Here is a 15,499-nt window from a genome sequence, read left to right as displayed (position 1 = left end):
CGGTCACGGACGGCCTGGATGTGCTCTCCACTCCAAGAGCGTCCGTTGCTAGCGGTGGCGATATCCCGCCTGCCCAAGTCAACTCCGATTACCTTTGGAGTCTTGCCAGTCGGGGGAGTATCCAGCTCAACAGCGATGTTGATGTAGTAGTCCCCTTGCTTGGTCTTAGACAGGGTTGCGCTTGTTGGCTTCTGGCCTCGCAGAAGCGCTATCTGGTAGCCACCGATCTTGAGCTTGAGCCAGACTCGCCCGCTTATCAGGGTCACACCAACAGTCTGTTCAGACTCTCGGTACCTAAAAGTACGCGCATCCAAGGTCAGGCTAGTGGGGCGGAACTTGTGGACTTGCTTCACCGCTTTGGCGTTGCTAATCACACGGCGGAGCGCTTGACAGACGTGATTAGCCTTCAGCCCCGTAGCCGCTCTTACCGGTCGATAGACCAAGTGGTGCAGTTTGGCGGTATTCCAGCACTTCTCGCGCTTGGCGGTATCCAAGATCTGGTTACAAGCGTCAGCAAATCTCTGCAAGGTGCGGTCAATCTCTTGACGCAACTCTACAGGGACTATCAGCTTGCAACGTACCGATATAGTCTGGCTCATGGGCCTATCGTAGCTCATCCAGACTTTGACCAGCAAACCTATATAGAGGAGGACTTTCCTCCCGACACCAAGCCTGCGGCTATGGTGCGGGCCTCCAGCCCGAAAATTCGGTGACTGTCTATCAAGTAAAGCCCCGCCTACTGATGTTCGAAGACGTTACTGAAGCCCAACAGATCCAGCTCTACCAAAGTAGGCAAATGTTGGAAACACTGCTGCGCCAACTCCCAGCGTTCTTCCCGCCGTAACATCTCCGCCAACTTGTGGCGCACCGGGATCAAATAGCGAACATCGTTGGCGGCATATTCCAGCTGTTCGGCGGATAGCGCGTGGACGGCCCCCCAGTCGGAGCTTTGGGCAGCTTTGTTGAGTTCGACCCCGCACAGCTCGCTCACCACATCTTTGAGGCTGTGTTTGCTGGTGTAGGTGCGGGCCAGTTTGCTGGCAATTTTGGTGCAAAAGACGGGCCACGCCCGGATCCCCAGGTGATAGCGCAGCATCGCCAGGTCAAAGCGGGCGTAGTGGAAGATCTTCTCAATGCTTGGAGCCATCAGCAGCTGCGCCAAAAAGGGGGCCTGCTTTACCCCGCGGCTCAGCCGCAACAGCACCACCTCACCGGCGGAGTTGGCGATTTGCACCACGCAAAGCCTGTCCCGCTGCGGGATCAACCCCATCGTCTCCGTATCCACGGCCAAGTGGGGTTCCCCGGCCAGGGCCTTTGCCATTGCAGGGGTGAGATCTTCGTCACAGAGCTGAAAAGGTTGCAGGCCCACTCAGGATCTCTCAAAAGGGTGTTTTGGCTGCATAACCAAGCGGCGAAGGCCAGGCAACTACCAGCTAGACTTGACCACACCTGGCAGTAAGCCTCGGTGGGCCATTTCCCGCAGGCTGTTGCGACAGAGGCCGAAATCGCGGAAGTAACCCCGGGGACGCCCGGTTTTCCAGCAGCGGTTGCGCAGGCGTGTGGGCGAGCTGGCCCGAGGGAGTTTTTGCAGTTGGGCGTGCAGCTCCATGCGGGTGGCCTGGTCGATGTTGGGATCGGCCATGGCCGCTTTCAGTTGTTGGCGCTTCTCCCGATACTTCTCGACCAAGCGTTGGCGCTTTTTCTCCCGCTCGATCATGCTCTTTTTAGCCACGGCTCACTGTTTCCCCAGATTTTTCAGCTTTACTAGGATAACGAGGAGCAGCGGCCCCAAGCAAGGGGATCCCAGGCCCGCCCACGGCCATCCTCGCCAATGTTCATCCCTCTTTTCCGCTCTCCGTAGGATCCCTGAGGCCAGCCCCTCGGCTTGGGGGCAACCTACCTCTATAGGCGAGGTTGGTGTTGGGTGATGGCCATTTCCAGAGTGATCCCGTTTATCGCCACCAAGTTTAGGGTTTCCCCAGAGCAGATTGAGGCCACGCGCGTGATTCTCCACAAGCCGCCGGCTCTGTTGGCAGTGCTGAAGTCGGCCTCTCCACTGCCCAAAGAGGTTTTGCAGGATCCCAGTTTGGCATATATCTATCCTGCCGCCTTCATTCAATGGTCGAAGTGCATGCATGGCTTGGCGGATTGGGACACTGGGCCGGCACTGAGCTACGCCGATTATGTGGCGCAACTGAAGCTGGCCTTCATGCCGACGGATATTGCCCTGAGCGGCCATTAGGGATCCCTTGGGTTGGCCATCCCATTTCGGAAGATGCGCCGGGCAGCCTCGCGGACAAACTCTTTGAGCCAACCGGATTTTTGGGTATTTTGCACCTGGGCTTTGACCACCGCCTGCATCCCCCCTTCGCCCCAGCTTTGGTTGTGCTGGAAGTACTCAATGAAGCTCTTGCCGGCAATGCGGGTGAGATAGCCGGCGCTGGCCGCCTGAATGGGGGCTGTCGCCAGAAAACCGACGACGCTTACCTCGGCAACGGTGGCCAAGATCCCCGTGGTCAGTTGGATCGCTCCTTCCACCAAGCCCAAGCCGGCTAAGGTTTTGGCCAGAGACAAGGCCAGCTCCCGCCCCTGCTGCAGATCCATCTTGCAGCCGTAAAGGGATCCCAGTTCCACCACCATCTGGGCGTTTATGGCGGCAATGGCCAGCAGATCCACCGCCGGGATGGGGTTGGCGAACACCACTCCTGTAACAATCCACTGAAAGCGATCGATCACCTCCTCCGCCTGCCGGCGCAGTTGGGCTTGGAGAATCCGTTTGGCCTCTTCCCCCAACTGTTGCGATTGCAGCAGAGCATTGTCCAAGGCCAGGGATCCACCTTCGGCATAGAGCACTGCCTGCACGCGATCCCGCACCGCCGCCACCTCCGGCTCCGGTCGCCAGGTTTGGGATCCCACCCGCACAGGGGCTGGAGCAGCGGCAGCTATCAACACATCCTGAGGTGGGATCAGGGGATGAACCCGCTCCCGCAGGCGTTGCAAGAGGATCTGCCGTTCTTCTGAGGTGTAGCGATCCGCTTTGTTCAGGATCAGCAAGGCCCGCTTGCCCAGGGCGATCAACCGGCGCAAGGGATCCACCTCTGACTGGCGCAGATCCCCATCCACCACCACCAGCAGCAGATCGGCAGCTTGGGCTTGGGCTTGCGCCTCCTGTTCCCGCATCACCCCTGCCGGGCCGATCTCCAAAATGCCGGGGCAATCCAGGATCTGCACCGGCTGCGGGATCCCAGGCAAGTTCCAATCGTAACAAGCCACCGCCTGGGTGGTGCCCAGAGTGGCCGCCACCGCCCCCGCCCGCCGCCCCAGCAGCGCGTTGACCAAAGAAGTCTTGCCCGCCGACCCGGTGCCGAAGACCACCACCTTCAGCTGGGGCTGGGCCAATTGTTTGGCCAGTAGGGCCGACCGTTCTGCCAGCGCTGCCCGCGCCACTTCATCCTGGATTTGCGCTAGCTGCGCCTCCAGTTGAGCCAAGTTCTGTTGCGCCGCTTTCCGCTTTTCCAAAGCCGTCTCCGGCAAGGCAAGGGGTTGGGTAATTTCCCTCCTGCTGGGGGCGGGTTGGCGAAACAGAAACAAGTAGTAGATGGCAGCGGCCAAAAACACCAGCAGCAGCAGCACCAGCACCCCAATCAACAGCCCCCCCAAAATCGGGTGGTAGCGGGTGGCGTAGTACAGATCGAGAAACGATTGGATCAGCCAGACGATCAGCCCGGTGAACGAGGCCAACAGCGCCAACAGCAGCAGCAAGCGCAGGTAAGGGAGCGACCGCATAGGGATCCAACAAGGCCACAACCGTTCGCGTCAGCGGGACGGAGTCCTTTTGACTCTACCCGCGGCTGAGCATATCCGGCTACCTAGATGTCGCCCTCTGGCTGCAGGGGCAGGGCTTCTCTATCCGACTCTTCCTTTTCACACCGAGATTCCCCCTCGATGACCTGAATGGCCTGCGGATCCCCGTCAACTTTCACTTGCAGATGGCGCAACTGCCATGCCGAGCCGGCCATGCCCCGCTCCGATTCCACCACCACATCGCCGGTGCGCTGGGCCCCTGTAATCAAAAAGAACAGACACACCCAACCGGCTTCCTCATCTTCCTGAAAGCTCAGCCGCGAGGGCCATCCCGGCCTCAGGGGCTCTCCCAAACGTTCCACCACCACGGCATTTTGTTCGAGCTGCTCCACCGCCAACTGGTAGGTGCGATAGGCACCCGAAGTGCGGATCCCATTCCAGATCAGGATCCCTGCCCCCGCCAGCCCCAGGCCCAACACCGCCAGCAGGCCCAAACAGCCGCAGCCACAGCAGCCCAGAGGGACAGCACAGCCGACTGTTTGTGGAGTTTCCGACACGGCCAATCGCCACTACAGAATGCCCCCACACTAACACAAAGCTGGTGCTCATCCTCTATGCCTGCGTTGCCGACAAGGTACAGACAAAAAGCCAAGCAACCCTACGCCATTTGTCGGTGACGAACATCGCTTCTCAGTTCCGTATTGCCACAGATATCTGTTACGGCCTCAAACAACAGCTCGAAAAATCATGGGATCAGCACCTCTTTGGCAAGTTCAAGCAACTCACTGTTGAGTCTAATTTTGTACTGCAGTGAGGATGGGATCCCTACGTATCCAATTGTTGGCTCTGCTCCCACTTCGATTGGAAAGGCTTGTGACACAAAGATTTCAAGCTTTTCGCCTACACGGAATCCGGATGGCTCAGAAGGTCAATGGATACCTGGAAAGCCCTATTTCCTGAACATTGGGAAAGATGACAAAGCGCGCATATCGAATCCGCTATTTGGCGGAGTCAATATCAGAGGGATTTGTCGAGAATAAGAGCAGCAAAAGGTCTCCATCCAATCGCCTAAACCTATGGATGAAGCGACAACCATAACCGTGCAGCAGATCATTCAAACCGCCATGATGACCGGCTTGCTCACCGCTGCTCAGGAACACGAACTTAACGTAAGGCTATTTCGAGAGGAGTGCTCCGAAGCCGACCTCTTCCTGCTGCGCCGTCTACACCGCTGCCTACGCCAGGGATCCATCCGCCAGATCCCGGCCCTGAACAACACTGTAGCGGTTGGCCGCTTTGGCCCGCCCCTGCGCCTGGTACCGGACAGAGCCGAGACAACTCAGTCCCAGCCGACTGGGTTAAGCCTGGCGAGGGATCCCAAGATCGGGTAGTCAAGCAATTACAAGCAATTAGTGACGAGGGGGCAGAGGTAAGGCCGAGGGTTGGGCAACGGTCAAATCAGGGAAAGGGGGAGCTGAGGTTTTGCTTTCCCCGTCGTGCAGCAACACATATAAAGCAAACACACATAAAGCAAGGGATCACCAACGACGTCAACGGCAAGGCAATCTCGAATGAGCTACGGACTTCTACAGCACTTCCCTTTGCCTCTCTTCATCGCTGGAGCCCTTCCGAGTTCAGCCGCTTAGCTGAGCTTTTGAATGGGAGCAATACGGGGATCCAAGATTTTCTGTTGACCGATAGCGGGAAACCTCACCGCAATCGTGACCCGTTCACCACTGCCGAACACATGGGTAATCTGGCCTTGTCCGAATTGGGGATGTTGCAAACGATCTCCAATCGCCCACTGTTCTGAACGGCTTTGACGGCGATTGGGCCTGGCCTTGGGTGCATCTGAAAGGGACAGTCCACTGCCGTGGGAGAGCTGTCGAGAAACGGCTCCGCGTCTGTCGAATTCGATTAACTCTTGGGGCAGTTCACTTAAAAATACCGAAGGAATAGCTGGTTCGCGGTTGCCGTAGAGCCGCCTTTCCTTAGCATGGCTAATGAACAACTGCTCACGAGCACGGGTAATGCCCACATAGCAAAGGCGTCGTTCTTCTTCCAAGGCAGCGGGATCTTCCAAAGCCCGGAAATTGGGAAACAGACCCTGCTCTACCCCCACCAAGAACACAACAGGAAACTCCAAACCTTTGGAAGAGTGCAACGTCATCAACAAAACTTTTTCAGCACCTTCCTGAAGGTTATCTAAGTCGGAAGCCAAAGACACATTGCTCAAAAAAGCCTCAAGGCTGGGATCCTCCTGTTCTTCCTCGAATTGGCGAGCGGCATTGTAAAGTTCCATCACGTTGGCTACTCTTTCTTCGGCTTCGTCTGTACCCTGCGCCTTGAGATCCTCCAAATAACCGGAATCCCGCAGCAGCCCTTCGATAAGGGTGGCGGCTGAGGTTTGAGAAGCCTGTCGATGCCAGTGCTGAATCAACTGAGCAAACTGAATGACAGGCCTAGCCAAACGACCCACCAAGCTACTTACAGAGGTTCCGTCGCTGAGAATTGCCCACAAAGGCACGTTGAGAGCCGCCGCCGCTTCGGTCAGCTTGTCCAGGGTGGATTTGCCAATGCCACGGCGCGGCACGTTAATAATTCGCAGCAGGCTAAAGGAGTCGGCAGGGTTAGCCACAACCCGTAAATAGGCTAGGACATCCTTAATTTCTTTGCGGTCGTAAAATCGCAGTCCGCCCACCACGGTGTAAGGGATCCCCCACCGCAGCAAGACCTCTTCAAAAGGACGGGATTGAGCGTTGGTGCGGTAGAGAATGGCAAAATCTCCCCAGGAAAAAGCATTGGCATTTTGGCTGTGTAACCGCCGGATGGTATTGACGACAAACTCGGCCTCTGCAATCTCATCATCCGCCTGATGAAGGAAAATCGGATTTCCTTGCTGACGGGTTGGCCTGAGAACTTTATCAATGCGCTCTGTATTTTTCTCGATGAGAGCGTTAGCTGCCTGCAGAATGGTAGCTGTAGAGCGATAGTTCTCCTCCAGCTTGATCATGGTGCGGGTATCATCATCCGGGAGACCATCTCCAAAGGTCTCTTGAAACTCCAGCAAAATGGTAAAATCTGCCCCGCGAAACCGATAGATGCTTTGATCGGCATCTCCCACCACAAAGATCGATCGGTTTCTCCAATCCAACCGAGATCTGCAGGTCTCGCCGTTGGTGGCCAACAGACGAATCAACTCATACTGAGTGCGGTTGGTGTCTTGGTATTCATCCACCAAAATGTGTCGAAATCGTTGGTGCCAGTAAGCCAACACCTGCTCGTTTTGTCGAAAAAGCTGCACTGGTATCCAAATCAAGTTATCAAAGTCCAGAGCATTGTTGGCTGCCAGTTGGTCTTCATAGATTTCGTAAACTTGGGCGATGGTACGGCCACGGAAGTTGGGTTGATTGCGCTCCAGGTCGGCAGGAGTCCAGCCTTGGTTTTTGGCATTGCTAATGGCGTAGCGTACCGACCTTGGGTCAAACTTGCGCTCATCCAAGTTCAGTTGCTTGGTTACAATCTCCTTCACCAGGGATTGGGCATCTGATTCATCGAAGATCGAGAAGTTGCGAGTCCACTTTCGCCCCTTGGGATCCTGATATTTTTCAATATCTATGCGCAGGATCTGGGCAAATAAGCTGTGGAACGTGCCAATCCAAAGAGGCTTAATCCAGCGGTGGTAAACAGCAGATTTTAGTCGCGTTGCCTGGGCCGGCTCCAATTGCTCCAGCGGGATCCCAAATTGTTCTTGAGCTTCTTGTTCGGCAAAGAGCTGCTCAATGCGCTCTTTCATCTCACGGGCGGCCTTGTTGGTGAAGGTCACGGCCAAAATTTCTCCTGGATCCACCCGATAGTGGCGAACCAGGTAGGCAATGCGGTGGGTGAGGGCGCGTGTCTTGCCGGAACCTGCCCCGGCAACCACCAGCAACGGGCCACAAAAATGTTGCACCGCTTGCCGTTGAGAAGGGTTGAGGGCATCCAGCAAAGAGGCGTGAGTCATGGCCAGCAAACCAGAAACTGCCTTCCATTATGGGCACCAACCCAATGGGGATGAGAAGCCCAGAGGGCATTTTGGAGCACCAAAGATGAAGATCGGTTAAGATTTGGCCGGCCCGCTCCAGAGCTCCCCGCCATGAACCGAGTGCTGTCCTGCTGCTGTGCCCCGGCTAACCGCTGCTGGCTTTGCGTTCAAAAGAGACTTGTGGCTTTGGGGTTTGCCACCCTTGCCCTGCTTTCTCAAGGTGCGTTCGATCCCGCCCAAGCTGGCAACTGCCCCAGCAACGGCAACCCCAAAACATCTCTTGACCTCAAGGTGGAAAGCGTTTCTGGGGATCGGCTTGACCTAAGTCGGTATGAGGGCATTCAAGCGTTGATCTTGACCAACAGCCAAACCCGCTCGCAATCGGAAGCCCTCTCCAAAAGTTTGGCCCTGGAGTTCGGGCGAAACCCCCGACTGCGACAGATTGTGCTGGTGGATGGCAGGGGGCTGCTGTTGGTGCGAAATTTGGTTTTGCAGGTCATCCGAGAGAGCGTGCCGACGGATCCTCGTTTGGTTTCTCCATTTGTGTACGTCTCTGTCGATTTTGAGGGAGAAACCATCCAGAAGCTGCAAGAAATAGCCGCTGCAACCTTGCCTGGGATCAATTTTCGCCGCCAGGCTGTTTTGTTGCTGTTGGACGGCCAGGGAACTCTTCTGAGCGGATTTGCCGACTTGGAGCAATCCAACCTCAGCATTCGCCGGTGCATTCGCACCCTCATGGGATAGTCCCACTTCCCTTTCACACCGGCAACGCCTCTCCTCTGCTGCTCTGGCCCAAGCCATTAAACTGGTCATACCGGTCATGTTGAAGCTTTGAGTCAACCGGTCGAACGACGGCTCTCTGTTCGCGGGATCCCATGCGCCGCCAGCTCAAAATCTTGAACCAAATCCTCGATTACAAGCTTGCCGACTTGCGGCTGTTTGGCCGAGCCGAGCTGAAGGGGCCTGTTCTCAACGTGCTGCTGGAACGGCTGCCGGGCGATGTGGTGGATACCCTGCAGGTGATGGAGGTGGTGCGCAGTGCGGTGGAAGCCTCTCTGCTGCAAGGGTTGCGCAAGGTCAACGTTTACCTTTGGTGCCGCGGACAAACTGAAGAAGCGCCGGAGTGGAGCGAAAGCTTTGCTGTAGAGCCATTGGTCTTGGCCCACCCCAAGGAGCTCCGAAGCCTTGCTTTCAACTATCGACAAGACTATCCCGGCATGCGGGTGCTGTTTTTCTGCCTGGGCCTTTGTCTGGGCGGCTTTTACCTGTTGGGGGGCTGGGAGCAGACAGGTTGGATCGATTGGATCCCCGTAGGACTGGCCTTCGCCTTGGGGGTGATCTTCCCCTGGCTCAAACGCTCCCTCAGCCAGTTTGTACACCCTCTATTTCTCCGCCTTGGCCTGGGCTTGGGCTTGGTCTTATTGGGCCTGGCAGTGGCGCTGATCTGGCGGCAGGGCTGGAGCGTTGCCTATGGGATCCTCGGCCTCCTGGCCATCCTCCTGTTGGGTCTGGGAGCCTAGTTCTCAACCGGCAGTGGTGCCGCTGAAGACGTGTAGGGCAGGGCCGGTCATCCACACGTGCTGTGTGCTCGGATCCCAGCGAATTTCCAGATTTCCTCCCGGCAGTTCTACTGTAGCTTGCGATTCTGCGCGCTCCTCCAAAACAGCAGCCACCAAAACAGCACAGGCACCCGTCCCACAGGCCAGCGTTGCCCCTGCTCCCCGCTCCCAAACCCGCAAGCGCAAACGAGTCGGGCTGAGCACCTGCACAAATTCGGTGTTGGTGCGCTCAGGAAAGGCCGGATGATGCTCAAACAGGGGGCCCACAGCTGCCAAGTCCAGCTCCTCCAGGGATCCCTCTTCTTCCAGGAAGACCACACAATGGGGGTTGCCCATGCTCACCGCCGTCACCCGCCACTCTCGCCCGGCCACTGCAAGCGGCTGCCGAATGACCTTCTCATCCGGTTCGACCAAGGTGGTGGGGATCTGCTTGGCCAAAAGGCGAGGGATCCCCATGTCCACTGTGACCAGCCCATCTGCCCGCACCTGCGGCACGATTCGCCCCGCCAAGGTGTGGATCTGGTAGGCGCCATCCCGACCTGGGATCCCCAAGTCCTGCAGAAAGCGGGCCAAACAGCGGATCCCATTGCCGCACATCTCCGCCTCGGAACCGTCGCTGTTGAAGAGGCGCATGCTGAAATCTGCCCCCTCCTGCCCCGGCAGCAGGAAGATAACCCCATCGGCTCCTACCCCAAAGCGGCGATTGCAAAGGGCGACGGCCTCTTCCGGGCTCAAGCAGGGTTGAGACTGCCGGCGGTTGTCCACCAAGATAAAATCGTTCCCCAACCCCTGGTACTTGTGAAAGGAGAGACGGGGGGTCAACCGAGCAGACATTTACCCAGATATCCCAACGACAGGCCTTAATCCTCGTGCATCTCGTAGGGATCCTGCAAGTCCTTGGAAGGGGGGCCAAAGGCCGTGTAGATGGCAAACGCAGTGATGCAGATGGTAACTGCCGCAATCGCCACAATCAGGGAAAAGGTGGGCTCCATATCGTTGTCTTTGATCCTGAGAGTATTCGACTACAGTATTACACAAGTTTACAATTCATTGCCCAAGACAAAAAGGTTCGGCCAGATTCTGATAGCGTGATTTTAAAAGGCGGCTGCTTTGGCGGTGCTGAGCACCAGGGATCCGCCTTCGAGCCTGCTATCTTCGACTTCGTCAACGTGTTCGGTTTCTAAGCGAGAACCTATGGCCATTCGTACCAAACTGGGCGATCTGCTGCGTCCCCTCAACTCGGAATACGGCAAAGTGGCTCCCGGCTGGGGCACCACGCCCCTGATGGCGGTCTTCATGGCCCTATTTGCCGTCTTCCTGTTGATCATCCTGCAGATCTACAACAAGTCGCTGCTTTTGGAAGACATCAACGTTTCTTGGGAGAGCCTCAGCTTCTGAGTTCCCCAGCCCTACTCTGGAGAAAATCCCCGTCCCGCCAGACGGTTGCAAGCGGGATCAAGGCAGCTCCTCTTCTCCTCCGAGCCGATGCCTTCAGGGTGCTGGCTCCAGGCACAGCAGGGATCCATTCGGGGCGTCCGTCAACAAGTAAAGGAGTCCATCCGGCCCCTGCCGCACATCGCGAATGCGGCCCACCGCCCCCTCTAAGAGACGCTCTTCTGCCACCACGCGCTCTCCATCCAGTACCAGACGGGCCAAGTGTTGCCCGGCCAGCGCCCCCACAAACAGGTTGCCCCGCCATTCGGGGAAAGCCTCCCCTGTGTAGAAAGTCATGCCGGAAGGGGCAATTGAGGGTGTCCAGTGCAGCAGAGGGGAAGCCAAGCCGGGAGCTGCCGCCAGTCCTTGGCCGATAGGTTCCCCCGTATATTCTCGACCGTGGGTGATCAAGGGCCAGCCGTAGTTGACGCCGGGGGCCAAGATGTTGATCTCGTCTCCACCCTGGGGCCCATGCTCGTTGGACCAAATCGCTCCCGTCTCGGGGTGGCGGGCTATTCCCTGAATGTTGCGGTTGCCGTAGGTAAAAATTGCCGGCAAAGCCCCTGCTTGGCCGACAAATGGGTTATCCGCCGGGATCCCGCCCGCATCCGTAATGCGCAACACTTTACCGGCAGAATCCCCCAAATCTTGGGCTCGATCCCGTTCTCCCCGGTCTCCGGTGCTGATGTAGAGGAATCCTTCTTCGTCAAAGACCAAACGGGAGCCAAAGTGCTGCCGGGCAGGGGTTTTGCGCTCCATATCAAAAATCACTTCCAGATCCTGTAGGCCCCCTTCCCCCAGACGGGCTCGCGCCACCCGCGTGCCTCCCCCACCGGGCCCAGGCGCTGCATAAGACAGATAAATCCAGCCGTTCTCTGCATGGTTGGGGTGCAAGGCGATGTCCAGCAGGCCCCCCTGCCCCTGGGCAAACACCTCGGGCACACCGGCTATGGGCTGGGGATCCAACCCCTGGTCGGTAACCCGGCGCAGCCGCCCTGGGCGTTCGGTAACCAAGAGAGTTCCATCCGGCAAAAAGGCCATCCCCCAAGGGTGCTCCAAACCCTGGGCCAAAGTAACCACCCGAAACGCTTGCTCCGTTCTGGCCCTGGGCAAGGCTTGGGCATGATCCCCCCGTTGCAGGGCCATCACCATCTCCGGGCTGACCGGGTAGGCCGCCACGACAGCGGGGACGGACACCCCCCCGAAAAGCAGCAGTGAGGAGAGAAGCTTGATCGCCGGGATCCTCATGGCCATTGCCGCCTCGTTTTCGCGATGGATTCTGGGGTCTGAGCTAGTCGATTATTACCGCTGCTCTTCTGGAGATGGGTACCGATGAGGGTAAAACCCACTGCGGACCAGAGTGGGCAACCCCCTGTCCCCTCCCGGCCATAGGCTAGCCTTGAGAGCAGCAATCTGTCTCCAAAGCATGCTGGAACCTGGCGAGATCTTGGGACTCGATCCCGCGGGCGCGAACGGCCAATCCCCCGCCCGCCCGCCCCAAAGGCCAACCTGCGGATCCCTGCAGCAGCTCCAGCCCCACTCCAGAGGGATCCACCTCATCTGTGCCCAGGGCCGCTGGTCTATGCAGGTGCTCACCCCCCGTCTGTTTCGGCTGCGCTTTAGCCCCAGCGGAGCGTTTTTGCCCCGTCGTTCTTGGGATGTTGCCCTAGCCGACGAAGAGTGGCCGCCGACTTCCTTTCAACTGCAGGAAAGCCCTGCCCAAGTCCACCTGTCCACCTCGCTGGTGCAAGTCCGCATCGACCGGGATCCCATCCGGTTTAGTTTTCAAGACTCTCAAGGGCAAGAGTTTTGCGCCGATGTCTCCTCTGGGCTTACCTGGGGATCCGATAGCATCCGCCTGGTCAAACACCTCCACCCTGCCGAGCACATCTATGGCCTAGGGGAACGGGCGGGGCTACTCAACAAACGGGGTCGGCGCTACAGCCACTGGACTCGCGACTGCTGGAACTACGACGCCCACAGCGACAATCTCTACCAGGCCATTCCCTTCGCCCTGTTTCTTCGCCCCAACCTCTGCTACGGGCTCTTCCTGCACTGCACCCACTGGAGCCAGTTCGACCTGGGCCAGATCGATCCCGAGCAGTGGGCCATCGAGGTGCGCGCCCCCGAGCTGGATTACTACCTGATCTACGGCCCCACCCCGGCCTTGGTGCTCGAGACCTACACCCAACTCACTGGGCGGCCTCCCCTTCCTCCCCTCTGGGCCTTGGGCTACCAACAGTGCCGCTGGAGCTACGCCAGCGCCGCCCAGGTTCAAACCGTTGCGCAGCAATTTCGCCAGCGGCAGATCCCCTGCGACGTCATTTACTTGGATATCGACTACATGCGCGGCTACCGCGTCTTCACCTGGGATCCCCGCCGCTTCCCCGAACCGGCCCGGCTCATGGCCCAACTCCACGAGGCTGGCTTCCGGGTGGTAGCCATTGTGGATCCCGGCGTCAAGTTCGAGCCCGAAGCCGACTACGCCGTCTTCGACGAGGGCTTGGCCCAGGATTTCTTTATCCGCCGCGCCGACGGCCACCTCTTCCATGGCTACGTTTGGCCAGGCAAAGTCCTCTTTCCCGACTTCTTGCGCCCCGGAGTGCGGCAGTGGTGGGGATCCTGGCAACGGGTTCTCACCCAAGCCGGTGTGGATGGCATCTGGAACGACATGAACGAGCCGGCCCTCAACGACCGCCCCTTTGGAGACGGCGGCCAGATCGTCGATATCCCCCTCGATGCCCCCCAAGGCCCACCCGACGAACCCACCACCCACGCCGAAGTTCACAACCTGTACGGCCTGCTGATGACACGCGCTTCCCGTGAAGGCTTGGAACAGCTCAACCCCAACCGGCGCCCCTTCGTGCTGACTCGCTCCGGCTTTGCTGGGATCCAGCGCTGGGCTGCCGTCTGGACAGGCGACAACCAATCCTCCTGGGAACACCTGGAGATGTCCCTGCCCATGCTCCTAAACCTGGGCCTGTCGGGAGTTAGCTTTGTCGGCGCGGACATCGGCGGCTTCGGTGGCAATGCCACTCCCGAGCTGTTTGCCCGTTGGATGCAAATGGGAATTCTTTACCCCCTCATGCGCGGCCACAGCGCCCTGGGCACCCGCCCCCACGAGCCCTGGAGCTTTGGCCTCGAAGTGGAAACCATCTGCCGGCAGGCCATTCAGTTGCGTTACCAGCTGCTGCCCTACCTCTACAGCCTCTTTTGGGAGTCCAGCCAAACCGGATCCCCCATCTTGCGCCCCCTTCTCTACGAGTTTCCCGACGATCCGCAAACCTACGAGATCTCAGATCAAGCCATGCTGGGATCCGCCCTCCTAGCTGCCCCTGTGGTTCGGCCTGGCGTGCGGTGCCGCGCTGTTTACCTACCCCAGGGCACTTGGTTTGATTGGTGGACAGGTCAGGCCCACACCGGCCCCCGCTACATTCTCGTCCCTGCCCCTCTCGAACAACTGCCGCTGTTTGTGCGGGGTGGCTCCGTTCTGCCTTTAGCTCCCCCCTGCCCGTCCACCGCCCACCTGCGCCGTGACCAACCGCACCTCAAACTCTACCCCGGCAACGGCAGCTTCACCCTCTACGAAGACGACGGGGAAACCCTCGCCCATCGAGCAGGAGCCTGGGCCACCACCCTCTTCCGCTTGCGACAGCAAAATGGCCAGCTCATTCTGGAGATCGAGGCCCGCCAGGGCAACTGGAGCCCGCCCCAGCGTAGCTGGCTTCTGGAGCCCCTTGGCCACACTCCCCTCTCCCTGCCGGACACCGGACAGCCGCAACGGGTTCTCTGGCCCACCCCAGAGGATCCCCCGTTTAGGTGACATACTCCCATCACTGACCCTACAGGTACAGCGTGGGCTTCTCGCTTCATCGGGGAGCTACTGCAAGAACCCTCTGCGAGCAGACACGGGATGCCCCACCGCGTAGTTGCACCAGATTCCGGCAACGCCGTTTTGTACAACCATGTTGATTATAGTACAGAATATATCCGCCTTTCATCCCGACCCTCCTGCTGTTGCAGAGAGTGCGGGGCTTCCCGGCGAGCTAGCTAATCGCCCTCACGGCCTCCAGCAGCTCCCGGTTGTCTCGCTTGAACAAGGGCAGCCACTCCACATGCTGGTAGCGTAGGATCCCTTGGCTATCCACCAAAAAATAGGCCCGCCGCGTCCCCAGCAGGCTGTCCACCCCGTACTGCTGGCTCACGGTTCTGTCCACATCGCTCAGCAAAGGAAACTCCAGCTTAAGCTGCTCAGCAAAGGCTTGGTGCCTGGAGAGGGGATCGCTGCTGATCCCCAAGATCTCGCAGCCCGCGGCCCGGAAAGCTTCCCAATCCTCCCGAAAGCAACGCATCTCGCTCGTGCATACCGGGGAAAAATCCGCCGGGTAAAAAGCCAGCAACACCTTGCTCTTGCCCCGGTAGGCCGCCAGTGAAATCTGGGCTCCCTTTTGGATCCCTTTCCCCACCGCAGGCAAGCTAAAGTCAGGAGCAGCAGCCCCAATCACAATCCCCATAAACCCGTCTGACCCAAACTAAGCTCACTTCAACAGTCTAACGGTGGATCCGGATCCCTTCTGGCTTCAAAAAATTTTGGGTTGGATATCTTGACGGGGTGGTGGGGGTGGGGATAGGGTAGTAAAGCGCCACAAGGCCACCCAGCCCCGGCGCCCCAGAACCT

Annotated in this window: 15 protein-coding genes and 1 pseudogene; 6 read left to right on the top strand and 10 right to left on the bottom strand. The window is 58.4% G+C overall.

What is annotated here, in order from left to right; all coding sequences use genetic code 11:
* From ACVWXF_RS12800 to rpsN, 3 genes and pseudogenes are all read right to left on the bottom strand, one after another.
* Window positions 1–599, bottom strand: a pseudogene (locus tag ACVWXF_RS12800) (RNA-guided endonuclease TnpB family protein); the annotation flags it as partial.
* Between the two features lie 137 nt (window positions 600–736).
* Window positions 737–1,369 carry a ribonuclease D gene (locus ACVWXF_RS12795; RefSeq protein WP_457384535.1) on the bottom strand — a complete coding sequence of 211 codons (633 nt, stop codon included), beginning with the start codon at window positions 1,367–1,369 and terminating at the stop codon, window positions 737–739.
* Between the two features lie 57 nt (window positions 1,370–1,426).
* Complete coding sequence (gene rpsN, locus ACVWXF_RS12790; protein ID WP_011432985.1) at window positions 1,427–1,732, bottom strand: 30S ribosomal protein S14; 306 nt, start codon at window positions 1,730–1,732, stop codon at window positions 1,427–1,429.
* Between the two features lie 195 nt (window positions 1,733–1,927).
* Here rpsN and ACVWXF_RS12785 point away from each other — a divergent pair, with 195 nt between their 5' ends.
* Window positions 1,928–2,242, top strand: a complete 315-nt coding sequence (locus ACVWXF_RS12785) for a hypothetical protein (RefSeq protein WP_414344672.1) — start codon at window positions 1,928–1,930, stop codon at window positions 2,240–2,242.
* On the opposite strand, the gene ACVWXF_RS12780 is transcribed toward ACVWXF_RS12785, so the two are convergent.
* Window positions 2,239–3,786 (bottom strand): YcjF family protein, encoded by a 1,548-nt coding sequence (locus ACVWXF_RS12780; protein WP_457474577.1) that lies wholly within the window; start codon window positions 3,784–3,786, stop codon window positions 2,239–2,241. The two genes, ACVWXF_RS12785 and ACVWXF_RS12780, sit on opposite strands and share 4 nt — an antisense overlap.
* Window positions 3,787–3,869: 83 nt before the next feature.
* On the bottom strand, window positions 3,870–4,361 hold the full coding sequence (locus ACVWXF_RS12775; protein ID WP_457474576.1) for a cytochrome c oxidase assembly factor Coa1 family protein: 492 nt from the start codon (window positions 4,359–4,361) through the stop codon (window positions 3,870–3,872).
* 519 nt (window positions 4,362–4,880) lie between these two features.
* Between ACVWXF_RS12775 and ACVWXF_RS12770 the strand changes: the two genes are divergently transcribed.
* The gene (locus ACVWXF_RS12770; protein ID WP_011432990.1) at window positions 4,881–5,195 is read left to right on the top strand and encodes a hypothetical protein; all 315 of its coding nucleotides are present in this window, start codon (window positions 4,881–4,883) and stop codon (window positions 5,193–5,195) included.
* Between the two features lie 251 nt (window positions 5,196–5,446).
* On the opposite strand, the gene pcrA is transcribed toward ACVWXF_RS12770, so the two are convergent.
* Window positions 5,447–7,807, bottom strand: a complete 2,361-nt coding sequence (pcrA, locus tag ACVWXF_RS12765) for a DNA helicase PcrA (protein WP_457474575.1) — start codon at window positions 7,805–7,807, stop codon at window positions 5,447–5,449.
* 201 nt (window positions 7,808–8,008) lie between these two features.
* On the opposite strand from pcrA, the gene ACVWXF_RS12760 reads away from it, so the two are divergent.
* Both ACVWXF_RS12760 and ACVWXF_RS12755 read left to right on the top strand, forming a co-directional pair.
* The gene (locus ACVWXF_RS12760; protein ID WP_457474574.1) at window positions 8,009–8,572 is read left to right on the top strand and encodes a hypothetical protein; all 564 of its coding nucleotides are present in this window, start codon (window positions 8,009–8,011) and stop codon (window positions 8,570–8,572) included.
* A gap of 131 nt (window positions 8,573–8,703) precedes the next feature.
* Window positions 8,704–9,348 carry a hypothetical protein gene (locus ACVWXF_RS12755; RefSeq protein WP_457474573.1) on the top strand — a complete coding sequence of 215 codons (645 nt, stop codon included), beginning with the start codon at window positions 8,704–8,706 and terminating at the stop codon, window positions 9,346–9,348.
* Window positions 9,349–9,351: 3 nt separating this feature from the next.
* On the opposite strand, the gene dapF is transcribed toward ACVWXF_RS12755, so the two are convergent.
* A complete protein-coding gene (gene dapF / locus ACVWXF_RS12750; protein WP_414409228.1) occupies window positions 9,352–10,221 on the bottom strand; it encodes a diaminopimelate epimerase in 870 nt (289 codons plus the stop codon).
* A gap of 26 nt (window positions 10,222–10,247) precedes the next feature.
* Window positions 10,248–10,379, bottom strand: a complete 132-nt coding sequence (gene psbN / locus ACVWXF_RS12745; protein ID WP_011432995.1) for a photosystem II reaction center protein PsbN — start codon at window positions 10,377–10,379, stop codon at window positions 10,248–10,250.
* Window positions 10,380–10,581: 202 nt separating this feature from the next.
* Here psbN and psbH point away from each other — a divergent pair, with 202 nt between their 5' ends.
* Window positions 10,582–10,785: a photosystem II reaction center phosphoprotein PsbH gene (gene psbH, locus ACVWXF_RS12740; RefSeq protein WP_414331336.1), complete on the top strand. Its 204-nt coding sequence runs from the start codon at window positions 10,582–10,584 to the stop codon at window positions 10,783–10,785.
* Window positions 10,786–10,878: 93 nt separating this feature from the next.
* Here the strand turns inward: psbH and ACVWXF_RS12735 are convergent, their stop codons facing one another.
* On the bottom strand, window positions 10,879–11,967 hold the full coding sequence (locus ACVWXF_RS12735; RefSeq protein WP_457474578.1) for a PQQ-dependent sugar dehydrogenase: 1,089 nt from the start codon (window positions 11,965–11,967) through the stop codon (window positions 10,879–10,881).
* Window positions 11,968–12,247: 280 nt separating this feature from the next.
* Between ACVWXF_RS12735 and ACVWXF_RS12730 the strand changes: the two genes are divergently transcribed.
* A complete protein-coding gene (locus tag ACVWXF_RS12730; protein ID WP_457474572.1) occupies window positions 12,248–14,644 on the top strand; it encodes a glycoside hydrolase family 31 protein in 2,397 nt (798 codons plus the stop codon).
* Window positions 14,645–14,867: 223 nt separating this feature from the next.
* Here the strand turns inward: ACVWXF_RS12730 and ACVWXF_RS12725 are convergent, their stop codons facing one another.
* Window positions 14,868–15,335, bottom strand: coding sequence for a peroxiredoxin family protein (locus tag ACVWXF_RS12725; protein ID WP_414332127.1), 468 nt, complete (start codon window positions 15,333–15,335; stop codon window positions 14,868–14,870).
* Window positions 15,336–15,499 lie beyond the last annotated feature (164 nt).

This window comes from Thermostichus sp. MS-CIW-40, from assembly GCF_054058315.1.
The sequence above is the reverse complement of the archived record's forward strand: the minus strand, read 5'-3'. Positions and strand labels throughout refer to the sequence as shown.